Source organism: Phytobacter sp. MRY16-398 (assembly GCF_003925915.1).
In the GTDB taxonomy this organism is placed as follows: Bacteria; Pseudomonadota; Gammaproteobacteria; order Enterobacterales; family Enterobacteriaceae; genus Phytobacter; species Phytobacter diazotrophicus.
In genome coordinates this window covers 3332142-3357040 of the sequence record NZ_AP018756.1, presented here as the reverse complement: position 1 = coordinate 3357040, position 24899 = coordinate 3332142, and the positions used below count along the sequence as shown (strand labels likewise).

23 protein-coding genes are annotated in these 24899 nt (G+C 53.8%); 9 read left to right on the top strand and 14 right to left on the bottom strand.

Translation table 11 applies throughout. The features are described from left to right. Together MRY16398_RS16410 and MRY16398_RS16405 are read right to left on the bottom strand one after the other, a co-directional pair. The gene (locus MRY16398_RS16410; RefSeq protein ID WP_125124813.1) at window positions 1–198 is read right to left on the bottom strand and encodes a hypothetical protein; all 198 of its coding nucleotides are present in this window, start codon (window positions 196–198) and stop codon (window positions 1–3) included. Between the two features lie 116 nt (window positions 199–314). Then, entirely contained in the window at window positions 315–1637 is a 1323-nt protein-coding gene (locus MRY16398_RS16405; RefSeq protein WP_125124812.1) for a cation:proton antiporter, read from the bottom strand. A gap of 223 nt (window positions 1638–1860) precedes the next feature. Between MRY16398_RS16405 and MRY16398_RS16400 the strand changes: the two genes are divergently transcribed. From MRY16398_RS16400 to MRY16398_RS16370, 7 genes are all read left to right on the top strand, one after another. Continuing rightward, window positions 1861–4257, top strand: coding sequence for a membrane-bound PQQ-dependent dehydrogenase, glucose/quinate/shikimate family (locus tag MRY16398_RS16400; protein WP_232034341.1), 2397 nt, complete (start codon window positions 1861–1863; stop codon window positions 4255–4257). A gap of 804 nt (window positions 4258–5061) precedes the next feature. Next, on the top strand, window positions 5062–8034 hold the full coding sequence (gene fdhF / locus MRY16398_RS16395) for a formate dehydrogenase subunit alpha (protein ID WP_125124810.1): 2973 nt from the start codon (window positions 5062–5064) through the stop codon (window positions 8032–8034). Beyond that, on the top strand, window positions 8034–8513 hold the full coding sequence (locus MRY16398_RS16390; RefSeq protein ID WP_039079297.1) for a helical membrane plugin domain-containing protein: 480 nt from the start codon (window positions 8034–8036) through the stop codon (window positions 8511–8513). Before fdhF ends, MRY16398_RS16390 begins: the two co-directional genes overlap by 1 nt. A 1-nt stretch (window position 8514) precedes the next feature. Then, window positions 8515–9897, top strand: a complete 1383-nt coding sequence (locus tag MRY16398_RS16385; RefSeq protein ID WP_125124809.1) for a cytochrome ubiquinol oxidase subunit I — start codon at window positions 8515–8517, stop codon at window positions 9895–9897. After that, the gene (locus MRY16398_RS16380; protein WP_125124808.1) at window positions 9894–10877 is read left to right on the top strand and encodes a cytochrome d ubiquinol oxidase subunit II; all 984 of its coding nucleotides are present in this window, start codon (window positions 9894–9896) and stop codon (window positions 10875–10877) included. The genes MRY16398_RS16385 and MRY16398_RS16380 overlap by 4 nt, the downstream gene beginning before the upstream one ends. 277 nt (window positions 10878–11154) lie before the next feature. Then, window positions 11155–12348: a zinc-dependent alcohol dehydrogenase gene (locus tag MRY16398_RS16375; protein WP_039079294.1), complete on the top strand. Its 1194-nt coding sequence runs from the start codon at window positions 11155–11157 to the stop codon at window positions 12346–12348. Between the two features lie 53 nt (window positions 12349–12401). Continuing rightward, window positions 12402–12896 carry a 2-oxo-tetronate isomerase gene (locus MRY16398_RS16370; RefSeq protein WP_039079293.1) on the top strand — a complete coding sequence of 165 codons (495 nt, stop codon included), beginning with the start codon at window positions 12402–12404 and terminating at the stop codon, window positions 12894–12896. A 14-nt stretch (window positions 12897–12910) separates the two neighbouring features. On the opposite strand, the gene MRY16398_RS16365 is transcribed toward MRY16398_RS16370, so the two are convergent. The 9 genes from MRY16398_RS16365 to MRY16398_RS16325 form a co-directional block, all read right to left on the bottom strand. Beyond that, the gene (locus tag MRY16398_RS16365; protein WP_082027085.1) at window positions 12911–13045 is read right to left on the bottom strand and encodes a DUF2474 family protein; all 135 of its coding nucleotides are present in this window, start codon (window positions 13043–13045) and stop codon (window positions 12911–12913) included. Further along, the gene (cydB, locus tag MRY16398_RS16360) at window positions 13045–14055 is read right to left on the bottom strand and encodes a cytochrome d ubiquinol oxidase subunit II (RefSeq protein WP_125124807.1); all 1011 of its coding nucleotides are present in this window, start codon (window positions 14053–14055) and stop codon (window positions 13045–13047) included. Before cydB ends, MRY16398_RS16365 begins: the two co-directional genes overlap by 1 nt. Next, window positions 14055–15455 (bottom strand): cytochrome ubiquinol oxidase subunit I, encoded by a 1401-nt coding sequence (locus MRY16398_RS16355; protein ID WP_039079291.1) that lies wholly within the window; start codon window positions 15453–15455, stop codon window positions 14055–14057. Before MRY16398_RS16355 ends, cydB begins: the two co-directional genes overlap by 1 nt. A gap of 69 nt (window positions 15456–15524) precedes the next feature. Continuing rightward, window positions 15525–16400 carry a manganese catalase family protein gene (locus MRY16398_RS16350; protein WP_039079290.1) on the bottom strand — a complete coding sequence of 292 codons (876 nt, stop codon included), beginning with the start codon at window positions 16398–16400 and terminating at the stop codon, window positions 15525–15527. Window positions 16401–16421: 21 nt separating this feature from the next. Further along, window positions 16422–16928, bottom strand: a complete 507-nt coding sequence (locus MRY16398_RS16345; RefSeq protein ID WP_039079289.1) for a ferritin-like domain-containing protein — start codon at window positions 16926–16928, stop codon at window positions 16422–16424. A 72-nt stretch (window positions 16929–17000) separates the two neighbouring features. Further along, a complete protein-coding gene (locus MRY16398_RS16340; RefSeq protein WP_125124806.1) occupies window positions 17001–17498 on the bottom strand; it encodes a YciE/YciF ferroxidase family protein in 498 nt (165 codons plus the stop codon). A 103-nt stretch (window positions 17499–17601) separates the two neighbouring features. Continuing rightward, window positions 17602–17784 (bottom strand): con-10 family general stress protein, encoded by a 183-nt coding sequence (locus MRY16398_RS16335; protein WP_039079287.1) that lies wholly within the window; start codon window positions 17782–17784, stop codon window positions 17602–17604. Window positions 17785–18489: 705 nt separating this feature from the next. Next, complete coding sequence (locus tag MRY16398_RS16330) at window positions 18490–18675, bottom strand: hypothetical protein (RefSeq protein ID WP_125124805.1); 186 nt, start codon at window positions 18673–18675, stop codon at window positions 18490–18492. Window positions 18676–18877: 202 nt separating this feature from the next. Beyond that, a complete protein-coding gene (locus tag MRY16398_RS16325; protein WP_064572407.1) occupies window positions 18878–19051 on the bottom strand; it encodes a con-10 family general stress protein in 174 nt (57 codons plus the stop codon). 514 nt (window positions 19052–19565) lie between these two features. Between MRY16398_RS16325 and MRY16398_RS16320 the strand changes: the two genes are divergently transcribed. After that, window positions 19566–19892: a four-helix bundle copper-binding protein gene (locus MRY16398_RS16320; RefSeq protein ID WP_039079286.1), complete on the top strand. Its 327-nt coding sequence runs from the start codon at window positions 19566–19568 to the stop codon at window positions 19890–19892. A gap of 15 nt (window positions 19893–19907) precedes the next feature. Here the strand turns inward: MRY16398_RS16320 and MRY16398_RS16315 are convergent, their stop codons facing one another. The 3 genes from MRY16398_RS16315 to MRY16398_RS16305 form a co-directional block, all read right to left on the bottom strand. Beyond that, window positions 19908–22301, bottom strand: a complete 2394-nt coding sequence (locus MRY16398_RS16315) for a phosphoketolase family protein (RefSeq protein WP_125124804.1) — start codon at window positions 22299–22301, stop codon at window positions 19908–19910. 175 nt (window positions 22302–22476) lie between these two features. Then, window positions 22477–23304 (bottom strand): hypothetical protein, encoded by an 828-nt coding sequence (locus tag MRY16398_RS16310; RefSeq protein WP_039079284.1) that lies wholly within the window; start codon window positions 23302–23304, stop codon window positions 22477–22479. 117 nt (window positions 23305–23421) lie between these two features. Next, window positions 23422–23865 carry an ester cyclase gene (locus MRY16398_RS16305; protein ID WP_125124803.1) on the bottom strand — a complete coding sequence of 148 codons (444 nt, stop codon included), beginning with the start codon at window positions 23863–23865 and terminating at the stop codon, window positions 23422–23424. A 114-nt stretch (window positions 23866–23979) separates the two neighbouring features. Between MRY16398_RS16305 and MRY16398_RS16300 the strand changes: the two genes are divergently transcribed. Continuing rightward, window positions 23980–24894 (top strand): LysR family transcriptional regulator, encoded by a 915-nt coding sequence (locus MRY16398_RS16300; RefSeq protein WP_039079282.1) that lies wholly within the window; start codon window positions 23980–23982, stop codon window positions 24892–24894. Window positions 24895–24899 lie beyond the last annotated feature (5 nt).

Genomic DNA, 24899 nt, shown 5'->3' with positions numbered 1-24899 from the left:
CTAAGCCCTCTTTAACGCATCGACATGCCGTTTGAAATCATCCTGCACCTTCTGGCAGTGGATATTCACCGACGTGTTACCATCTGCGTCAACAACGATCCGCTCGCCATCCTCAATGGCGTCCTGAATTTCACTGTGGCTCATCACCTGCAATAAGGCGTCCGGGCTGGCAAATAAAGAATTAAAAAACGTTCTCATCAAAAGACCTCCGGCACTAAGTATAGAGGCAAGTGAAAACTCTTCTGGTTGCAGCAGGCGTGAAGACGAGGATGGGAAGAAAATCCAGATTATCGCTACCCGGTGAAAACACCGCTTTACTGGTCTTCTTCACGTTTGCGGCGCAGCGCCAATAAAGGCGTCACCGATATGCCATGGATAAATACGCTGAGGGTAACAACCGTAATGGCAATATCCACCATCCTGCTTGCCTCGCTTCCCGCCAGGCCATGAACCCAGGCATAAGCGATATAGTTCAGACTGCCGATGCCACGGATACCGAGCCACCCGAGGCTTATGCGATGAAACAGCGATTCGTTTGCGCGCCATGTCAGGATTAATACCGCCAGTGGCCGGACGATCACAAAGATAATCAATGCCAGCATCAGGGCAGTGGCGTCCCAGTGTAATGCGAAGGTCACCCCCAGAACGATGACCAGCGTCGCCGCCAGCAAACGCTCTACCGTATCGCCAAAAGACAACGCATCGCCGATGACGAGACCGACTTGCTTTATTGGGTTGCGCTCTTCCAGCGCATGTCGGGTATGGGGATTTACCTGCATTTCCGCAGGCAAATCATGGTCGTATTCCTCAGAATGGCGTTTCTGCACGCTCACTTCCGCACTACGCAAGCCGACACCTGCGGCAAACGCCGCCAAAAAACCGGACGCACTCACCGACATGGCCAGCGAGAAGCTCAGACAGATAAGGGAAAGCGCGATGAAATCGCTGGGGGCGACTTCCCCTTGCGCATGGCGGGAATGGGTGGCTGCAAGGCCAATGACTCTGCCAAGAAGAAAGCCGATCGCTAACCCGCCAATCAGCGCCCAGACCAGATCGACACTCACCCAGCGTAGCCATTCATCGGCGCCGATCGTACCGCCTGCTTTATACCAGACCACCGCCAGCATCAGAAACGGCAGGGCGGTACCGTCGTTCAGACCGGCCTCGCTGGATAACGCGATGCGCAGCCGGTCACCGTCGCGTGCGTCGTTGATTGCCACCAGACTTGCCAGCACGGGGTCGGTGGGGGCCAGGATAGCGGCTAACGCCAGCGAGAGGGGCCAGGAGAGATCTGCCAGAAAATGTGCCGCGACCATGATGCCTGCGATAGTTAACAGCATACCGGGCAGGGCCAGCATCCACCCCATTTTCCAGTACGGGGAGCTGAGCGGCAGGCGAATTTTAAGGCCGGTAATAAACAACGAGGCCGCCATCGCAATCTCGGTTATTCGGCTGGTTAAGGAGGCGTGTTGGACGATATCAAGATTGATCAGGCCAAAACCCCAGGGGCCACAGCCGATACCGACGATAAGATACAGCCCAAAGACGGGGACCGGTACGCGGCTAATCCACCCATAGGACAACGACATCAAAAGTAATAAACCACCGGTTGCTGCGGTCCACGCCAGATATCCCATACACCTCCTCAATCCTCAGCACAGCGTCTGTTCATCGAAAGGGTATAGCCCTTAACCGGGCGTTCTTCCAGGTCGGACAGTGAGTACAAAGAACAAGCAGTGACTTCATCTCTTTGAAAGTAAATGAATTGTATGGCCTGGATACTCCTGATTCTGGTTTTAAATACGCCTTATGTGAAATTTCCTAAGCTTTATTGACATGAATTTACAAAAGAGGTGGGTTGTGTCACAGACTACATCGCCTTTATGGGCGCGCGTCACCGGTGTTCTGGTGACCCTTTTCGGACTCGCATTTTTGCTGCCCGGCGGCTGGCTGGCCTTTATTGGCGGTTCGCCCGGATATCTGCTTTTTGGCTGCGGCTTCCTGTTCAGCGGTGTGTTGTTGTGGAGAAAGCGTCTGGCCGGGGTCTGGATTTATCTTTTCACCTTTGTCCTATGCGTCATCTGGTCTTTGTGGGAAGTCGGCCTGGATGGCTGGCAACTGATGCCTCGTTTACTGCTGCCTGCGGTTTTGGGCTTGTGGGTAAGCATGCCCTGGGTGGTTCGCCCTCTGACGCGCTCTGCGCCAGCCAGACGAAATGGCAGCGCCATCGCCCTGGTGTATGTGGTCGCGATTATCGGCATTTTCTGGAGCGGCTGGCAGATTTCGGATGCGCGTTTTGTCCATCATCAGCCGTTTCCGGCAGAGAAAACAACCGCCCTGACAGACGGCGAAAAGGACTGGAAATATTACGGGCGCACCGCTGAGGGTCAGCGATATTCACCGCTGGCGCAGATCACGCCTGCGAATGTCGCGCAATTGAAACTGGCGTGGCGCTTTGACTCTGGCGATGTCATGCAAAAGGGGGAAGACAAAGCCGGGCGTGAATTTAACCTTGAAGTTACGCCCATCAAGGTGGGTAATGCGCTCTATATCTGTACGCCCCACCGCCAGGTGATCGCGCTTAATGCCACGACGGGTAAGATGCTGTGGCGGTTCGACCCGCAGAACGATACCTCGGCCAATGAGTATCTGGCCTGCCGCGGCGTGGCGTGGAGCGAAAATACCGATGATACAGTTTGCCCGCAAAAAATTATCACGACCACGGCGGATGCCCGTATGGTGGCGCTCAACGCACAGACGGGTAAACCCTGTGCAAACTTCGGTAAGAATGGCTTTGTCAGCCTGACCGATCATCTGGGCGATGTGCCGCCCGGTTTCCATTTCATCACCTCACAGCCGATGGTGATGGATGGACGCATTGTGCTGGGGGGCTGGATATACGATAACCAGTCTACCGGCGAGCCCTCCGGCGTTGTCCGGGCCTATGATGTCAACAGCGGTGAACTGGCCTGGGCCTGGGATATGGGGCGTAACCCGCCCACCGCGCCGCTTAACCCGGGTGAGAACTATACGCGCGGGACGCCGAACGGTTGGGGAACCTATACCGCGGATGCTCAACTGGGGTTGATTTATATTCCGTTGGGCAATGCCACGCCTGATTATTATGGTGCGGGTCGACGCCCCTTTGATGACCGTTACTCCAGCGCTATTGTGGCGCTGGACATCCGCACCGGGGCGGAGCGCTGGCATTACCAGACGGTACATCATGATGTCTGGGATTATGATGTGCCCATTGGCCCAACGTTAATTGACCTGCCCGCTGAGGGTGGTGAAACGGTACCCGCATTGGTGCAGACCACCAAAATGGGACAGTTGTTCTTGCTCGACCGACGAACGGGCACACCGCTGGCGCAGGTTAACGAAAAGCCCGTTCCACAGCATCCCTCGCTGCCTGGCGAGCGTTTATCGGCAACACAACCTGACTCCGTGGGGATGCCGGATCTCTCTCCGGCTGATTTGCGCGAAACCGATATGTGGGGTGCCACGCCCTTTGATCAGCTCTGGTGTCGCATCCAGTTCCACCGTTACCGCTATCAGGGTAAATTCACGCCGCCTGCAGAGGGCACGTCCATTGCCTACCCGGCCTTTGACGGCGTGATTGACTGGTACGGCGCCTCTGTCGATCCGCGCCATCATGTGCTGATTGCCAATACCAGCTATATCCCGTTCACCATGCAGGTAATGAAAAGCGAAGAGGCGATTAAGCAGGGATTAATGCAGAAATGGGCCGGTTGGGGAAGTGGAAAACCCTATCCCAAACCGAAAGAGTTTTCCGTCGGGCCGCAATATGGCACCCCCTGGGCGGCCATCGTTAAACCCTGGCTGGGCGCGCTGGATGCCCCGTGCAACGCGCCGCCGTGGGGGAAAATCTACGCCATCGACCTGGTGAGCAAAAAGATTATCTGGGAGCGTCCGGCGGGAACCACCCGCGATATGAACATTTTCGGCACCCATACCAATCTGCCCTTGCCGACCGGGATTTTCATGATGGGGGGAAATGTCATCACCCAAAGTGGGCTGATTTTTACCGGCGCCACAGCGGATGATTACCTGCGCGCGTTTGACGAGGCCAGCGGCAAAGAACTCTGGCGCGCACGGCTTCCGGCAGGAGGGCAGGCAACGCCAATGACCTACCAGGGCGATGATGGCAAACAGTATGTGGTTATCGCTGCCGGTGGGCATGGGGGGCTGGGAACCCGCTCCGGAGACGCGTTAATGGCGTATGCCTTACCCTGAGTAAGCGTTTATCAGGCCGTCATCCTTTATTTTAATTCTCAGACCTGCTTATTCGGCAGGTCTTTTTTATCGGGCCAGAAAAGGGGAACTATCGATGTAACTCTCTTTTCTGTTGGCATTATTTACGCGCAATCTTCATGCAATATTTCAACAAGCGTAACGGTATTTTGGATTTAACATGGCGCTTGCCGCCTGGCTTATTTTTCATGAGACCGTCTATAGTTAATCTCTTATTGAAAACAGGAGGCGGTTTTTATGCTGTATATTGAGAAAGATGATCCCCGTGAAGCACCCGAGTCCGGAGATAAAAAACCTGATCCGGATAAAAAATAGAAGAGTCTAAAGGCCACGCTGTGTGGCCTTTTATATTTTATAGTCAATGAGTTGTGACTTTGTCGTGAGCGGGCGTCTTACGTTTTTCTGAGGGCGAGCCTGTCTGCGTCATTTAGCTGATTCGGGCATCTATAATCAGATGCATTAACGCGGGCGAATAAATGGCATATTGATACCATTACCGAAAGCCATTTTCTCTATCGCTCCGGCGCAATTTTACCGCTTCGTTTTGTAACGTTTGCTCATACTCTTTTTTAGAGCGACAGTGTTTTTTTCACTACGATTTTTTCACAACAAACAGACAGACGGAATATTCCCGGCTTTGCCACTCGGTTTAGCAAAAAATCTTTTTAACTGCCATAACAGATACGTCACCCATGGCGTGAGTAAAAACGCGTTATTCATCAGGATAAGACGTAACGCATTTTACCAAACGGGAGTGCGCGTACATGACTGGTCTGAGGAAGCAAAATGAGCCTGCAAAAATGTACCGTCATTTACGACGGCAAGGCCCTTGTCGGCCCGGCGGACATGCCGCTTATCGATTTTCTTGATGCCTGCCATATCACCTTGCCCCACGTCTGCTATCACCAGGCGCTGGAGCCGCTGCAAACCTGCGATGTCTGCTGGGTTGAACAGGAGGGGACGCTGGTCAGAGGCTGTACGTTGCGTAGCCAGGATGGGATGGTCATCAATAGCGCCGACCAACATGCGCGTGCCGCCAGAGAGGAGGGGATGGATCGCCTGCTGGCAAAGCATGAACTCTATTGCACCGTCTGCGAACACAATACCGGTGACTGCACGCTGCATAACACCATGGTGGACATGCATATCCCTATCCAGCGTTACCCTTTCCAGCGCAAGCCTTATGTGAAAGACGAATCCAATCCGTTTTACACCTATGACCCCGATCAATGCATCCTGTGCGGGCGCTGCGTGGAGGCCTGCCAGAACGTTGAAGTCAACGAGACGCTGAGCATCGATTACACGATGGAACATCCGCGCGTGTTATGGGACGGCGGTAACCGCATCGCGGGCTCAAGCTGTGTCAGTTGCGGTCACTGCGTCACGGTCTGCCCGTGTAACGCGCTGCTCGAAAAAACCATGCAGCCCGATGCCGGTCCGTTCACCTCTATGCGCCAGTCCCTGAAACGTCCGCTGATTGATGTTATCAAAACGCTGGAGAATGCCACCGGGGCAGAAATTATTTCCGGCATTTCGGTTATTGATACCCATCTGCGACAGCCGGAGATCAAACGCACCAAGACGGTCTGTACTTACTGCGGCGTGGGGTGCAGTTTCGAAATGTGGACCCGCGACAGGCATCTCCTTAAAGTGCAGCCGGTGATTGATGCGCCGGTGAATGGCATTTCGACCTGTGTGAAGGGCAAGTTCGCGTGGGATTTCATCAATAGCCCGGAACGCCTGACCACGCCGCTTATCCGCGAAAATGACCGTTTTCGCCCGGCAAGTTGGGAGGAGGCGCTCACCCTCGTCGCGCAACGCCTGCTGGCTATCCGTGATGAAACAGGGCCGGACAGCATTGGCTTTATAGGCTCCAGTAAAGGCAGCAATGAAGAGGCTTACCTGACGCAAAAAATCGCGCGACTGATCATCGGCACGAACAGTGTCGACAACTCATCGCGCTATTGCCAGAACCCGGCGACCGAGGGGCTTTTTCGCACGGTAGGTTATGGCGGCGATGCAGGCACGATACACGACCTGGAACAGGCGGAACTGATTGTGATTGTGGGCAGCAACACGGCAGAGAACCACCCGGTTATTGCCTCGAAACTGAAATCCGCCCGCAAACACCGTGGACAAAAATTGCTGGTTGTCGATCCGCGCCGTCATGAGATGGCAGAACGCGCCGATCTGCATTTGCGTATCCACCCAGGCACCGACCTGGTATGGGCATCTGCGATGTCGCGCTACATGTTTGACCACGGTTATGCCGACGAGGCGTTTCTTGCCGCACGCGTGAATGACGTGGAGGCGTATCGCCATTCGCTGGCCCCGTTTACCCTGGACTATGCCGCGCAAATTACCGGTATCCAGGAAAACACGCTGCGCGAAGCGGCGGAACTGATAGGCCAGGCGGGAAGCATGTGCATCCTGTGGGCGATGGGGATAACGCAACACAGTCATGGCGCGGATACCAGTACGGCGTTGTCCAACCTGCTGCTGGTGACCGGTAACTATGGCCGCCCCGGAACGGGGGGCTACCCGATGCGTGGTCACAACAACGTACAGGGGGCCAGTGATTTCGGCTGCCTGAAAAATTTCTATCCGGGGTACGAATCGGTCAGCGACCCGCAGGTGCGCGAGAAGTGGGCGCGGGCATGGGGCGTGGCACCAGAAAAACTCTCACTCGACGTGGGTGAGGACAATTTTATGATGGTCAAGCTGGCGGCCAGCGATCAACTTCGCGCGATGTATGTTATCGGTGAGGAGACCGCCTTTTCTGACGCGGACACAACCAATGTGCATCAGGGCTTTACGGAGCTCGATTTCCTGGTGGTGCAGGATCTCTTTCTCAGCCGCACGGCGCAGTTTGCCGATGTGGTATTGCCGGGGTGCCCGAGCGTGGAAAAAGAGGGCACCTACGTCAATACCGAGCGACGCATCCAGCGGTTTTATCCGGTGATGCCGCCGCTCGGCGACAGCCGACCGGACTGGCTTATCCTCACGCAACTGGCCGCGAAAATGGGGTATGACTGGGGTTATACCCATCCGGGGCAGATCATGGACGAAGTGGCAAAGATTGCCGAAAGTTTTGCCGGGGTCAGCTACGCGCGTCTGGAAGGCTGGAAATCACAGATTTGGCCGGTGAGCCCTGAGGGCGTCAGTACGCCATTACTTTACACCGAGCGCTTTAAATTCCCCGACGGACGTGCCCGTCTTTATCCCCTGAGCTGGCAGCCGCCTGCGGAAGAGGCTGACGCCGAATTTGACCTTATCCTGAACAATGGCCGCATGCTCGAACACTTCCAGTCGACCAACCAGAGCGGCAGAGGGGGGCGGACGATCAGCCTCTCGCCCGAATGGTATGTAGAGGTGAGCCCCGAACTGGCGGCGGGACGCAGCCTGAATGAGGGCGACTGGGTGAGGCTGAGCTCGCGCAGGGGAACGCTTGATGTCCCGATTGTCGTGACGGATCGGGTGCAGGGTAACGTGCTTTTCATCTCTATCCATCAGGGCAAGCCGGGGATTAATCAACTGACCGGCGAGCATCACGATCCGGCGGTGAATACGCCTGCCTATAAAGAAATCGCCGTTCAGTTGCAGCCGCTGCAACGGCCTGCTCACCCTGGCCCCTTACCCGCACACAATTTCCGCCACGGCAAGCGCACCCCCATTAACAAAGTGCCCGTGGAGGAGAAATGGCGTCGTGATGATTATGACGAGCCACCGGCGCATGAACCACATCCGGAGAGATTCTGATGGCGAAATCGATAGAGTATCAGCCGGAACCGGCAAAAATCGGGCCGGACGCCCACGACGAACTGGAACGACTGCTGGAGACCTTGCACCAGCATGGTGTATTGCGTTTAGTCAACGATCTGGTGGCAGCGAATAACGAGGTCGCGCAGGTTCTGGTGAAGGGGCTGCAACGGGAAGGCACACTCAATGTTATCCAGAATGTGTCGGTCATTGTTCTGGCGCTCTCCTCTCTGCCGCCGGATCGGGTCTATAAACTGGCCTTTGGCCTGCGGGATATGGCGGATGCGCTGAGCCAGCCTGAACAGACCCGCGAGCAAAAGGCGCCCGGCGTGCAGGGAGTCTGGAAAATGTTGCAGGATGACGACCTGTGGCGCTCGCTGCAGCCTGTTCTTAACGGGCTTAAAGCCTTTTCCCGCCGGATGGAGGAGCAGGTCGATAAGCCCATCTCTTCATATACCGGCAAACCCAGCGACGCCTAGCATGAGCCCGGAAACCGCACTGCTGCTGGCTCGTGGTCAGTTTGCGTTTACCATCGGCTTTCATATTGTGCTGGCCGCCTTTACCCTTGGGCTGGCGCAATTTTTGATGGTGCTTGAAGGCCTGTGGCTCTGGCGAAAGCAGCAGGTCTGGCTGAGCCTGTGGCGCTACTGGAGCAAGATATTTGCCCTGAATGTGGCGGTTGGCGTGGTGACGGGTGTGGTGATGGAGTTTTCCTTCGGCACCAACTGGAGCGGGCTTGCCAGCCGCACGGGGGCCGTGCTGGGCCCGATGCTCTATATGGAAGTGCTGGTGGCCTTTTTCCTTGAGGCCGGATTTATGGGGGTTATGCTATTCGGGATGGGCAAGGTGCGCCCGTGGGTCCACTTTATGGCGACCTCTATTGTGGCGCTGGGATCGTTTTTCAGCGCCTTCTGGATCCTCGCGGCAAATTCATGGATGCAGACACCGGATGGCTTTGTGATAGGTGCAGAGGGGCGTTTTGAGCCTGTCGACTGGTGGGCGGCGATTATCAACCCTTCGTTTCCGTTGCGGATGGCGCATATGGTCGCGGCCGCCATGCTCGGCACCGCCTGCCTGGTGGCGGCCTGTGGTGCGTGGCACTTGCTGCGCGATGCACGCCATCCGGCGGCACGGCACATGTTTTCTCTCGCCATGTGGATGCTGTTCGTAATGGCCCCCCTGCAAATCGTATTGGGCGATCTGCACGGTGAAAACACGCGCGATCACCAGCCGGTGAAACTGGCGGCTATCGAAGGCAACTGGAACCCGCCGCCGCCGGGCGAGGGCGAACCGATGCGCCTGTTTGCCATACCGGATATGGCGGCCCGCCGCAACCACTATGAGGTGGCGATACCGGATGTGGGTTCCCTGTACCTGCGCCACAATTTGCAGGGAACAATTCATAGCCTCAATCAGTACCCCCAGGATACGTTGCCCTGGGTTCCGCTGGTCTTCTGGTCGTTTCGGGTGATGGTTGGGTTGGGGCTGCTGATGACCTTTGCCGGGGTTGCCGGCCTGGTGGTGCGCCTGCGCCGCCGTCTGTTTCACGCACGCTGGCTGCTTCGCCTGATGGTGCTGATGGCCCCGGCGGGGTTTGTCGCCATGCTGGCCGGGTGGGTGGTGACCGAAGCCGGGCGACAGCCGTGGACTGTGTACGGTCTGCTGCGCACGGCTGAGAGCGCCTCGCCCGTATCGCCATCGCTGGTGCTGGGTTCTCTGGTGTGTATTGTGACGGTCTATCTCGCGCTGTTTGGGCTTGGGCTATGGTTTTTGCTGCGCATTTTGTCACGCCCGCCGCAACGGGACGAAGAAGGGGCAATGCCGGATGTCGCCAGGCGTACAGGGCAGGGGGGCGCAGAATGAGTGAACTTCTGGGGCTTCCCTGGTTACAGACCCTCTCTGCTGCGGCGCTGGCGGGGAGCCTGTGGGTCTATGTTTTACTCGATGGCGCCGATTTAGGTACGGGCATGTTATGCGCATTCCAACGCGATGCCGACGCCCGCCATCAGCTTAACCTCTCTTTATTGCCCGTATGGGATGGTAATGAAACCTGGCTGGTGCTGGCGGCAGGGGGCCTGCTGGGGCTGTTTCCGCTGGCCTATGCCATTATGCTTAGCGCGCTGTATGTGCCGGTCTTTATGATGCTGCTGGCGCTTGTGGCGCGCGGCATGGCCATTGAATACCGGCACTATGCGCCACGCCTCTTCGACACGATGCTGGTGAGCGGTTCATTACTGGCAAGCATCTCTCAGGGTGTCATCGTTGGCACTCTGATTATGGGACTCCCCAACGACGGCCTACAGTTTACCGGGACGGGGTGGGAATGGCTGAGCCCTTTCCCTCTCTTTTGCAGCATAGCCCTGATTACGGGCTACTGCCTGATGGGGGCGGGATGGCTGAACTGGCGTTGTACGGGCAGTCTGGAATACCGGGCAAGGCGCGCTATTCCCTGGCTTAGCGCCCTGACGCTGGTTCTTGTGACCGGGTTACTGGTCTGGACCATTTTCCTTCATGAGACCTGGCGGCAGCATCTCCTCAACCCCTGGCTGTGGGGGCCGCTGTTAACCATTGCGGCTGCCGGGCTTGCGGTGCTGTGGATTAGCCTTTCACGGCACTATGTGTTCTTGTCGATGGCCGCCATTCAGATACTGGTCAGTTGTGCGTTCGCGGCGCTGGCCTTTACGTTGTTCCCTTTTATTGTGCCCGTGAATCTCCTGATTCAACAGGCGGCGGCACCGGTGAAGACGCAACAGTTTCTTCTCCTCTGCTTTGGCCTGCTGGCGCCGATAACCTTAGCCTATAACACCTGGGTCTTTCGCGTATTTAGCGGCAAGATTCATTAGCTGCCCGCCAATTAAAGAACAGACATTTTCGCCATGATGAATAAATAGACGGGTACGTTCAAAACATATTCCGCTGCGCTTGTTATTTTTATTTTATTGTCTACGGAGAGGAACAATGAATGGAAACTTAATTTTTGTTCTATCCTTTATATTCTTAATCGGTAAATAAGATGGAGCGTAATCGATGCAGCCTTAATAAAAGGCGGCAGATAATTCAGATTAATACCTAAAACTTACCGTTCTGTTTATTCAAAGCCGTTAATCAGGAGACGCGCCTATGAAAGCACTCGCCTATCATGGACCTCATAACGTTAAAGTGGATACGATGCCCGACCCTGGTCTTGAGGCCCCGGATGATATTATTCTGCGTGTAACCGCAACGGCTATTTGCGGCTCAGATTTGCACCTCTATCACGGTAAAATACCGGGTACCCATCATGGTGATATTTTTGGTCATGAATTTATGGGCGAAGTGGTTGAAGCGGGCCCGGAAGTCAAAAATGTCAGTAAAGGCGACCGCGTTGTTATTCCATTTGTGATTGCCTGCGGAGACTGTTTTTTCTGCCGACTGCAGCAATACTCCGCCTGCGAAAACACCAACAGCGGGAAGGGCGCTGCACTGAACCGTAAGAGCATTACGCCGCCCGCGGCCCTGTTTGGCTACAGTGACCTCTATGGCGGTATTCCTGGCGGGCAGGCAGAGTATGTTCGCGTCCCGAAAGCCAACACCGGGCCGTTTAAAGTCCCCGCACACTTGCCGGATGAAAAAGTGCTTTTCCTCTCCGATATCCTGCCAACGGCCTGGCAGGCTGTGAAAAACGCGGAGATAAAAAAGGGGTCAAGCGTGGCCATCTACGGCGCCGGACCGGTAGGACTACTGACGGCGGCATGTGCGCGACTGAATGGGGCCGAGCAGATTTTTATCATTGATCACAATGATTATCGGCTGGCGTATGCCCACCAACGCTATGGCGCCATTCCCATTAATTTCGATAAGAATGATGATCCCGCCGCCTGGATCATTGAAAACACGGCGGGCCATCGCGGTGTCGATGCGGTGATCGATGCGGTTGGCTTTGAAGCGAAAGGCAGCCTGACCGAGACCGTCATGAGCAACCTCAAGATTGAAGGCAGTAGCGGCAAGGTCCTCCGGCAAGCCATCGCAGCCGTGCGCCGTGGCGGTATTGTCAGCGTGCCCGGCGTCTATGCCGGATTTATCCACGGATTTATGTTTGGCGATGCCTTTGATAAAGGGCTGACCTTCAAAATGGGCCAAACCCACGTCCATGCTTTCCTGCCTGATTTACTTGAACTTATCGACCAGGGCCACCTCTCTCCGGAAGAGATTGTGACACATCATCTTCCGCTTGAAGAGGCGGCGCGGGGCTATGAAATCTTCGATAAGCGCCAGGAGGAGTGCCGTAAGGTTATTCTGGTGCCGGGCCTGAGCGCGGAAAAAGCAACCCTCTGATGGGAAACGGCGGTTGCCTGCGCAACCGCCATGTGGATGACAGGAGGAAAATAATGACAACACCCGCTTTATCTATCGCCAACGAACTGGGGCGATTGCTCACTGAAAAGAAGTTACGATTGACGACGGCCGAATCCTGCACCGGTGGGTTAATCGCCTCAGCGCTCTGTGCTTCTGACGATACGCCCTCGTTTTATGGCTGTGGATTTATCACCTATACGGATGGCGCGAAAATCACGGTGCTGGGCGTCAAAGAAGAGACAATTTCAGCCCATACCGCGGTGAGTGAACAGACGGTGAAGGAGATGGTTTCCGGCGCTATCGCCCACTCCGGGGCGGATGTCAGCCTGGCCGTCAGCGGTTATGCCGGGCCGGATGGTGGTGAAGATGGCACCCCGGCCGGGACGGTCTGGTTTGCCTGGCAACTTCCTGACAATGTCATTGTCGCTAAAGTAAAACATTTTGAAGGTGACAGTGAATCGGTTATAAAACAGGCCGCCAGTTATTCATTAGGCACCTTAATTATGCTATTAGCGGATGATCAGTAAGCGCATTTCTTTCGTCAGGTATGTAGACCTGCCATCGTCATCAATAATTTAATCAGTGTGCTGGCGATAAATAACGCCAGCACACTACCAAACCACAGTGAAATAAACCACATCACTTTTTTCACTGCGCCGCTTTGTTTACTGTTCATCAATGATAACCCTCCCCATGTTCAATTTTCCCGCGGAACACATAATAGCTCCAGAAGGTATAGACAAGGATGACGGGAATAATCAGTAGCGCCCCCACCAACATGAATCCCTGACTTTGCGGCGGTGATGCCGCCTGCCATAGCGAAATATCAGGAGGAATAATATTTGGCCATATACTGATGCCGAGTCCGCTAAAACCGAGGAAAATTAACCCCAGGGTCAATATAAAAGGCAGGGTATGGTGTTGCGGGTTATGTAAGGTACGCCATAACCCCACGCTTAAAATCAGTACCAGCAACGGAACGGGCGCGAAAAACCAGAGATTAGGGAAGCTAAACCAGCGCGCCGCGATCGCCTCGTGGGTGAGCGGTGTCCAGAGACTGACAATCGCCATGGCCAGCAGTAAACCGAGAAGTAATGTCCTGGCGGCCACCCGCATTTTTTGCTGCAACGCGCCCGCGCTTTTCATCACCAGCCAGCTTGCGCCAAGCATGCCATAGGTAATCACCAGTCCAAGACCGCAAAACAGGTTAAATGCCGTAAGCCAGTCCAGCGCGCCGCCGCTAAAGGTGCGACCCGTGACGGTAAAACCATTGATCACCGTGCCAACGACTACTCCCTGCGTAAAGGTGGCAAGTAATGATCCTGCAAGAAAGGCTTTGTCCCAAAAGGGCTTATGGTGGGGTGTCGCTTTAAAGCGAAACTCAAAGGCAACGCCGCGAAAAATAAGGCCGATGAGCATCAGCGTCAGAGGAATAGCCAGTGCGTCGGTGATCACCGCGTAGGCGAGGGGGAAGGCTCCAAACAGACCGGCGCCACCCAGCACCAGCCAGGTTTCATTGCCATCCCAGACCGGTGCGACGCTATTGACCATGATGTCTCGTTCCCCCTCGTCCGTGATCAGGGGAAAAAGAATGCCAATGCCAAGATCAAAGCCGTCCATCACGATATACATCAGCGTGGCGAAGACAATAATGACAAACCAGATAAGCGATAAGTCGATACCCATTATTTTCTCTCCCCGGTCTGTAAGCTCTCCCCAGCCGCAGAGAGCGGGCGTGCGGGTCTGCCGTCGGTGGGGTGCTCATCCCACGGCTGCGGGCCTTTTTTAATCAGGCGTGCGATATAGCCATATCCCACACCGAAGACGGAGGTGTAGACGATAATAAATGTCGCCAGACTCAGGCTCATCTGCAATGTACTGTGTAACGAGACGGCGTCAATCGTACGCAGGAGGCCATAGACAACCCAGGGCTGGCGACCTGACTCCGTTGTCACCCATCCGGCAAGCAGGGCAACAAGACCAGCCGGACCCATCCACAGCGCGAAGTGCAGAAAGGGCCTTGAGGTATACAAGCGGTGTCGATATCGCAGCCACAGCGACAGAATACCCAGCGCTATCATCAGCAACCCCATCCCGACCATCAGGCGGAAAGACCAGAACACAATGGTGGAGTTTGGCCTGTCAGCTTTCGGGAAGTCTTTTAGCGCCGGAACCTGGTCGTGTAGAGAGTGAGTCAGAATCAGACTGCCCAGCGCGGGAATGGCAACGGCGTAACGTGTGCGCTCTTCCTCCATATCCGGCAGGCCGAAAAGTAATAAAGGAGTGGCTTCGCCTGGCGGGTTTTCCCAGTGTCCTTCAATGGCGGCTATTTTGGCCGGCTGATGCTCAAGGGTGTTGAGCCCATGCATATCGCCTACAAAAGCCTGCACCGGGGCGACGACCAGCGCCATCCACATCGCCATCGATAACATCTTTCTGATGGCAGGGGTGTCATTGCCACGCAATAAGTGCCAGGCCGCAGAGGCGCCGACAAAGAGGGCGCTACTTAAAAAGGCGGCAATCGTCATATGCAGTAAACGGTAAGGGAAAGAGGGATTGAAGATGACCTTAAACCAGTCGGTAGGGACCACCTGGCCATTTACAATCGAAAACCCCTGTGGCGTGTGCATCCAGCTATTGGACGCCAGGATCCAAAAGGTGGACATCAGCGTGCCGAGCGCCACCATACAGGTCGCGAAGAAGTGCAGACCGGGGCCTACCTTATTCCAGCCAAAGAGCATCACCCCTAAAAACCCGGCCTCAAGGAAAAAGGCCGTTAGTACTTCATAGGTCAACAAAGGGCCGGTAATACTTCCGGCAAATTGCGAGAAGCCGCTCCAGTTGGTTCCGAACTGATAGGCCATGACCAGACCGGAGACCACCCCCATCCCAAAGTTAACCGCAAAGATTTTTAACCAGAAATGATACAAGGCGCGCCAGTCAGGGTTTTTGGTCTTTAACCATAACCCCTCCAGCACCACGAGATAGCTGGCAAGCCCAATCGTGATAGCCGGAAAGAGAATATGAAAAGAGACCGTAAAAGCGAATTGTATTCTTGCCAGATGAAAGGCATCTAATTCAAACATCACGATCCCCTTATCAAAAAAACACCCCTTGGCTAAGGGGTGAATAACACAGGCATGCGACTGCTGATGTTATTTGGGTTGTGGTTCCCCATTTCCGAGTTCGGCACCGGTTAGGGGGTCGACAGAAGGGTCAGACTGGGTACGTTTAGCCATGGCTTTCACCAGCGCCTGCTGCTCTTTGCTGAGCGTGACAGAGGCTAAACCATCGCCACCGTCAACGGCAGGCTGCGGATCGGCAACGTACTCAAAGTTTTCATCACTATTCCAACTGCCACGCGGGTCGTCCCCTTCGGACATGTTGTAATAGACGTTGGTGTATTGTTCGATAGGCGGCAATTTGCCCGGCGGGAAATTGTTGCGAATCGAATAGAGCGCTTTCTCAAAAGAGAGCATATGCGCGGCTTCACGGGTCATTAAGAAGCTCAGCGCATCTTTCACACCCGGATCATCAGTGACGTTAATCAGGCGCTCGTAGATAATTTTGGCACGCGCTTCGGCCGCGATATTCGAACGCAGATCTGCCGTTACTTCACCAATGGTGTCAATATACGCCGCCGTCCAGGGATAACCCGCAGAGTTCGTCAAAGCCGGGCCGCCGCCGTAGAGCAGGGAGGTGACATGGCTGTCATTCCCGTTCTGCGTTAACGAACGGTAAAGCTCTGCTTCGTTCTCCGTCCCCTCTGCAAGCTCGCCCTTAGCGCCTTTATTGAGCATTCCCACGAGAGAGCCGATGATTTCCAGGTGGCTCAGTTCTTCGGTAGCGATGTCCATCAGCATCTCTTTGCGACCGACATCATCATCCCCCAGCCCTTGGGTAAAATAACGGCAGGCTGCGGCTAATTCGCCTTGCGGGCCACCGAACTGTTCCAGTAAAAGGTTGGCGAGACCGGGATTCGGCTCACTGACGCGAACGGTATATTGCAACTGTTTAACGTGTCGAAACATAGTCTCTCCTGATGTGTCGTGTTATTTTTTCGCTTCTACGCCGTCGGCGGCGTCACGCAGTAAAAATTGTTCGGTCACATCCGGCAGATGCTTAAGTGCCCAGTCGGCCATGGCCTCTTCCTGGGCGAGGATTTGCTCAAAGGTCGCAACGCTTGCGGTATCGCCCACCTTTTTTGCCGCGCTGATTAATGAGGTATAACAGGCGATTTCGAACTGCTCGAAAACGTAGCTGCTAATCGCGCCTTTTACGATCTCGTCCGAAGCGAACATGCCGCCCGCGGCCTGACCCATGGCGCTCATTTTACTGGTGGCATCTTTCATGATGGAGCGGTTGATGCCGTTGCGATCAAGCACCTCTTCAAGAAGGGTGATCTGCCCCTGAGTCTCCGTCAGGTGTTGTTCAATTCGCGCGCGCAGGTCCGGATAATTATCGATACGTTTGCTCATGGCGTTGAGCATGGATTCGGCCTGTTTTTCCATCGCGTGGGCATCGCGCAACCAGTCGTGATAATTCTCTTGTGGGGTCATGTTCTTTTCCTTTCATCGTCGTCATTTTTACTTACCGGTAAGTGAAATTAAGCGAATGCATTACGAGGGCGTCTATTTGCCTTCGGCTTTTTTATTAATCGATGAGGTGGCAATTTTTGTGAGAAGATTATCGGTGGTTTTTTCTTCTTCAAGCGTCGCGGAAAGCAGGTCATAGGCTTTTTTAAGCCCTAACTGGCTTGCCAGCGTACAGAGCGTGCCGTAAGAAGCAATTTCGTAATGTTCAACTTTTTGCGCAGCGGCAATAAGCCCGGCATCACGAACACTGCCTTTTTCTGTGGCTTCGATAACTTCATTTGCTTCGTCAATAAGCCCTTCCATCGCATGGCATTTCATACGCTTGAGCTTGATATTCGGTTCGGCTTCAATGAGCTGGTCGAGACGCTCAATTTGCCCCTGTGTTTCTTCATAATGTTTTTTAAACGCGTCAGCGAGTTCAGTATTCGACGATTCGCGGGCAAGTTTCGATAATGCACGAGTGAGCTGCTTTTCTGCACTGTAAATATCAGACAGGCCATGGATAAAGAAATCAGTCAGTGAATTGATCTGCATAAATATTACCCTCGAGGTCAGCGAAAATAATAGCGAGCCGAAACCGACTCGCTATCAGTATTGCTATTAAACCAAACGTTAAACTTAATTAATCAGTGAAAAATTAGTCACCCGATTTGCGGCCGCCGCCATGGCTTTGTTGACCGCCTTTTTTACCTGCTTCAGAGGCGCGTTGCGGATCATTTTTAAAATTACCGCCACTATTTTGACCACCTTTACGACCTGCTTCGGATGCTTTTTCACGATTTTCTGCGAAATTACCAGAACCGCCACGATGTTCAGCCATGTTATTTCTCCAGTTTCGTTGTTTAAATAAAACGACATATTTTGCATCTCATGTCGTCGGTGTTCGTATTAAAAACTAGCCGAGTACTGAAATTAGTCAAAGCGAAGCGGTAAACTTATTATCGAATAAAAATTAACCTCGTGGTTTTATTTTAAGCGATAGTGGTATCTGGCATATATCTTTTCAAATAAGGGGGTTAAGTCAAAGTTCAATGCAAATGCATTAATAACGTGAGTTACTATCTATCAAAACCAGGGATCCTGACGGCTTTTCTTGACATTAATTGACATTTCTCGCCGGTTTTTTATCTGCGATTGATAACGTATTTTAATCATTTTAAGACTTATCTCAGAAGGGGGGATACCCAATAAATTGCTGATAAATGACAAAGATACCTAATTAGGGGTGGTTCATGTCCTGCTCCAAAAGTAAGCGAAACAGCAGAATTGGGTACGATCGCTTATAGAGACACACAACCGCAGGCGCAGAGGGATTTCCCCTGCATCTGGTAGCAATGACATATTCCTTATGCTGATTAAGCAGGAAACTCACTAACTGGTCGCATTCGGACAGTGCCTGAACCGGTCAGAGAGATAAATAAATGGGTGATGAGGAGACAGTATTGTCGGGTATGCAATAAAACCAGGCCGTTACAGAATAATAAGGAGAAAAGGGATGAGAATAACGCTGAAAATGAGTTGCCTTTTATTCTTCTTTATTCGGTAGCTTGCGATTGGCTAAACATCTCACCAGACGTAACTGCCAGGGGGCAAGACGAAGCGGTATATCGTCGTTATCAGAGTAATGAATAGTGATGATATCGGGTGAAGTAACGGTAGTGTTATCTGCTATTGTCGATTCATTTTGCTCTGGTGGATCTTGTGCTGGCATGAACAACTCTCCTATTTTTTACGGTTTGACTGCGTGTGCAGTGCAGTGGCAGGGTAAATGACTTCATGTTATAAGCTCCTTGTTTGCAGTGGGTTAAGTGTTAGCGGTAAAGCCGTCAGTAAGCTTCAAAAAAAGTAAACGAGCCGTTACCGACTCGTTTATGGACACTCAATGAGTATTAAGCGTGGTGATAAAATAAACGTTATTTTTTATCACCGCTGTGGCTGTTCTGGCCACCTTTTTTACCGGCTTCAGAAGCACGTTCAGGGTCATTTTTAAAATTACCCCCACTGTGCTGTCCGCCTTTTTTCCCTGCTTCTGATGCTTTCTCACGGTCTTCTGCGAAATTACCTGAGCCGCCTCTATGTTCCGCCATTCTATATCTCCCGTATGGGTTTTTGATATAATCGATACGACAACTAATACCGTATCAATCGCGTTCAGGAATTAACTCTAGCTGTTCACGTAAATTCGTCAAAGCGCAGCGCAGAAACATTTTGTCGCAAAGCGAGGGGAGTAATTTATTTGATTTCTAAAAATAAAAAGTTGCAGCGAAAATAAAACGTTATTGAATCAATAGAGTTGGTGATAAATGTAATTCAGGAATATTCATTACATCCGTTATTTGTTGTGTGATGTTGCTGGTTTTTTCTGCCATTAAAGCTGTATATATACAAATCTTTACAAATGTTGTGCGCACAAATTCTACGCTCAGTAAGAACTGTGTATTAAATCGATGGCTTATTGAATATGCCATTCTGCGTTTTTGACGTGTTACGCCTTTTTAATACGCCGTGGCTGAGTGTGACATCGGAACATAAGAAGTTGATTTTACGTGAGAGGGCGAATGTCAGATGACGTGAGTCGCTTATCAACATGAGGAGACGAATATGCATTCCGAACATCAAGACTGTATCGATGCCTGTTATCAGTGTGCCATCGCCTGCGAGCATTGTGCCGCAAGCTGTCTGAACGAAGATGACCTTGCGATGATGCGAAATTGCATCAAGCTGGATGTGCAGTGTTCCGCGCTGTGTCGCCTGGCGGCTCAATTTATGACGCTGGAAAGCGATCATATTATGCCGCTTTGCCGTATTTGCGTGGATGTTTGCAGAGCCTGTGCGGAAGAGTGTGGCAGGCATCAGCACGCGCATTGCCAGCAATGTGCACAGGCCTGTCGGGCCTGTGCACAAGCGTGCCTGCAAATGGTCGCCTGAGATCCCGATATTAAGTTACTCGGGAACTGTGCCTTCCCCTTGTTGGGAAGGCCATTTCCAGTTTTGCACCTCGGGGAGATCCTCGCCATATTCCCGCACATATTGATGGTGCGCGGCAATCTTCTGTTGTAACGCTTCCAGAATATCCTCCACATTTCCCTGCAAAGACGGTATGCGCAAAAGCGCCTCCTGGGCCAGATGGAAACGGTCGAGCCCGTTAAGCACCGTCATATCAAAGGGTGTCGTGGTGGTGCCTTCTTCCATAAAGCCGCGAACATGAAAATTTTGATGGTTGTTACGCAGGTAAGTGAGACGGTGAATCAGACTTGGATAGCCGTGAAAAGCGAAGATAACCGGTTTATCACGCGTAAAAATCGCATCAAAAGCCTCTTCACTCAGGCCATGCGGGTGTTGATCCTGCGTCTGTAGCGCCATTAAGTCCACCACATTCACCACCTGGATACGCAGTTCTGGCACATAGCTACGCAGAAGGTCGACGGCAGCAAGTGTTTCCATTGTCGGCACATCGCCCGCACAGGCCATCACCACATCCGGCGCTTCGCCTTCCGATACCGTACCGGCCCAGTACCAGATGCCCATCCCGGCGGCACAGTGTTTTGCCGCACCCTCCAGCGTCAGCCACTGTGGAGCGGGCTGTTTTCCGGCCACAATGACATTAATGCGATCCCAGGTTTGCAGGCAGTGCCCGGCTACGCACAGTAACGTATTGGCATCCGGCGGCAGATAAATACGGACAATCTCGGCTTTCTTGTTGGCGACATGATCGAGAAAACCCGGATCCTGATGGCTGTAACCGTTATGGTCCTGTCGCCAGACATGGGAAGAGAGCAGGTAGTTGAGGGACGATATTGGCGCGCGCCAGGGCAGATGGCGCGACACCTTCAACCATTTGGCATGCTGATTGAACATGGAGTCGACAATATGAATGAACGCTTCATAGCAATTGAACAGACCATGACGTCCGGTCAGCAGATACCCCTCAAGCCACCCCTGACACTGATGTTCGCTGAGGATTTCCATGACCCGGCCATCGGGCGCAAGTTGCTCATCATACGATTTAAGCGGTTCCAGCCATGTACGGCTGGTGACGTCAAAAACGCGGCTTAGCCGGTTCGATGCGGTCTCATCCGGTCCGAACAGGCGAAAATTATCCGGGTTACGCTGAAAAATACCTGCAAGCCACGCTCCCAGTGCGGCGGTGGATTCTGCCTGGCTATCGCCCGGTGAGGTGACCTCTACGGCGTACGACGCCAGCTCAGGTAAGATCAGCTCTTTGCGCAGCCGACCGCCATTCGCCCAGGGCGAGGCTCCCATCCGTTTATCGCCTGTCGGGGCAAGGGCACGCAGTTCTGGATGCAGGCGTCCCTGCTCATCAAAGAGATCGTCGGGATGATAGCTGCGCATCCAGTGTTCCAGGATGTGTCGGTGTTCTTCATTTTCACGGCACGATGAAACCGGAACCTGATGCGCGCGCCAGAAATTCTCCACTTTTTTACCGTCAACCGTTTGTGGACCGGTCCATCCTTTGGGGCTGCGAAGGATAATCAGCGGCCAGCGCGGCACGGATGCAGCGGCACTGCCGCTTCGCGCCGCGTGTTGGTAATCACGAATGGTATCCAGCGCGTCGTCCAGCACCTGGGCCATTTGGTGGTGCATGATTTTTGGCTCGTGGCCGCTAACCAACAGCGGTTCGTAGCCATAGCCACGGAATAGCTGGCGCAGGTCTTCATCGCTGGCGCGACCGAGAATGGTCGGGTTAGCAATTTTATAGCCATTGAGATGCAGTATGGGTAGAACCGCGCCATCGCGGGCGGCATTGAGAAATTTAATACCGTGCCAGCTTGAGGTGAGTGGCCCGGTTTCTGCTTCACCATCACCAATGACACAGGCGGCAATCAGCGTTGGGTTATCGAACACGGCACCGAAAGCATGGGAAAGCGAATAACCCAGCTCGCCCCCTTCGTTAATGGAACCGGGCGTTTCCGGCGCCGCATGGCTGGGGATCCCGCCGGGGAAGGAAAACTGGCGAAACAGCTTTTTCATGCCTTCGCCATCGGGGGTAACGTCGGGGTAGATTTCGCTGTAGGTGCCTTCAAGCCAGGTATTGGCCACCATACCCGGCCCCCCGTGTCCGGGGCCGCACACATACAGCATATCGAGATCGCGCTGACGAATGGCACGGTTCAGGTGGGCATAAATAAAGTTCAGACCCGGCGTGGTTCCCCAGTGTCCCAGCAGGCGGGGTTTGATGTGCTCTGGTTTGAGGGGCTCGCGCAAGAGCGGATTGTCCATCAGGTAGATTTGCCCGACGGAGAGATAATTGGCTGCTCGCCAGTAACGGTCAAGCAAGGCGAGATCATGGTCGGTAAGTGAGTTTATCTGGGTCATGCAGTTCTCCATGCAAGGGGTTATGCGTGCCACGCAGATTCAGACGCAGTACAGGCCAAGTATAGACAGGGTGATTTTGGCGACGGCATAACGCCGCAAGGATGGAAACATCCGCACCGGCGTGCGGATTTGAACGAGGAGGGGTAGCGGTGAGGGATCTTCGGATTAAAAGCGGTCAGACGATACTCTGAAAACCCATCTGCTGCATGACCTGATCGCCGGTATTAAGCTGCTGTTGCACCGCATCGATATCTTTTTTCACGTCGCGGTCATCTTTGTCTTCATCGCGCATTTTGCTTTTGACCATCGACAACAATGAGCGCAGTTCACGCACGACATCTTTTAATAGCTGCGCGTCTTTATGCCGCGAGTCGCTCTCCTGCAACTGCTCACGGATACCACTATAAAGCGATTGCGTCAGGCCAGCGCTATCACTGGTTTCGCTGTCATCACTCGCTGACTTGTGGTTTTCCTGGCCGCCGTCGGAGGCGCGTGCAGCGGCCATAGCGTCAGTTTTGCTCCCGGCATTGCCGTCTGCCAGGGACTGAATCGCACTGTACGCCGCCGTACCGCTGCTACTTGTGTCGACGCTATTGCTTGTACTGGCGCTGTCACTCTGCCCGAGTTGCGATGCCGCCTGACCCATCTGGGCCGAGAGTTGTTTAAGCTGTTTAAGGACGTAAGCAGAGGCATTGCCAAAACGCATCAGCATGGCTTTAAGGCGCTCAATTTCTCGCTTTATCGCTTCCAGTTTGGCGCGCGCGTCGGCTTTGCGTGAGGCGGCGCTGAACTCATTCAACCGGTTAACGGCTTCAAGGTCGTTTTGCAGATTAGTGTAATAATCTTTCGCCTGTTGGCTCAACGAGACCGTGCTATCGGCGGTGGCCGTTGCCTGCTGTGGCAGCGCGGATGCTGAATTTTGTTCGCGGTTTCGGGACGTCGTGTCCGATGTCGCGGTGGATAACGAAAAGCTGGCATTACCTGTGAGGGTTGGTCGTAGCATGCGTATCACTCCGGAGGTCCATTCTTTCTATTAACGGCACGCTTTGCGAAATGCTTTAACACTATTCACACCCTCTCAGGGCGCTGCGCCAGAAGAGGGTGCGAAAAGGCGGGGGAGTCAGGGTTGTGGCGGAAACTGACCTAACTGCATGAACAGACCGAGCCAGTCCTCCATATGCCATGTGGCCGTAATACGCTCACCGTTAAGCTGATGCATTTCATGCAGGCGAATGCTCACTTTTTTACTCGTCGCGGCAATCCCCATAAAGGTGCCTTTATGCGTACCGGTTATCTCGGCGCGCACGGCAATCTGCCCCGGTACCTGGATTACGTCATGAATAACGATACGCACATCCGGGAACGCCGCGGCAAACATCGCTATGATTGGCTTGAGCCCTTCCGGCCCTGGCTGCTGGCCGGGCGCTAACGGGATATCGGCCCAGTCTGCGGTAACGGCCTCATTAACTAAATCCGGCTGTTGCAGGCTAAAGGCCTGGTAGAGCGTTTCGACGGCTTTACGTTCCGTCAAAAGGCGATGGGCGATTTCTTCATGGTCTGACATGGTTTTACCTCTGGCTGGGACGCTTTTTGGGGAAATGCTTTAATGTGCCGCCAGTATCCCATCGGCAGGTGGTATAAATGAAATAGATAACAGATATAGAGGAATATTCGTTCTATGGATTTTAGAGGGCTTGATCTGAATCTGCTGGTGGCCTTTGATGCGCTGATGGAAGAGCAGAATGTCACTCGCGCGGCTATTCGGGCCTCGGTGAGTCAGCCTGCGATGAGCGCGGCATTGTCGCGCCTGCGAAGCCATTTTGCCGACCCGCTCTTTATTCGCAGCGCCTCTGGTCTGGTGCCGACTGCCAGGGCGAAGGAGATTGCGGTCCATGTGACGAAAGCGCTGCAGGAGCTGACAAACCTGCTGACGCCGGATGACGCCTTCGCGCCGCAGGAGAAAAAAATCGCCTTTACGCTGGGGATGTCTGAGTACCCAACGCTGGTGTTGCTGCCGGGTATTATGCGCGCCATCAGCCAGCAGGCGCCTGGGGTGACGATCCATGTGCATACGTTTGTTGATCGTGATGAAGCGGTGTCGATGCTGGATGCCGGCAAAGTTGATCTGGTCATCGGCATCGCGCCCACCCAGTCAGAAAGCCGCATCCTCTCACAGCCGCTTTTCAGCGATGAGTTTGTCACCCTGGTGCGGCGTGACAGCGGTGCGGCACGCGATGGCATGACGCTCGAAACCTATCTCAGCATGGGGCACATCCTTGTCTCCCCGGAGGGGAGCCATTATGGCCTTGTGGACGAGTGGCTCAGGGCCAAAGGGTTACGCCGGGAGATCCGCCTGACCTTACCGGTCATGGTTGCTGTGTCCTCCATTGTTCAGCAGACCCATTATGTCGCGACGGTGCTCAGGCGCAGCGTGCTTGCCAGCGAGCAGAGCAGGGACGTGGTGATGCTGACGCCACCCGTAGAACTGCCTGCCATTGAGTTCAATTTGCTCTGGCACCGCCGTTCAGACGGGGGGAGCGCGCAAAAGTGGCTGCGCAAGTTGATATGCGCCTGTGCCAGCGAACTGATGTAACAAAA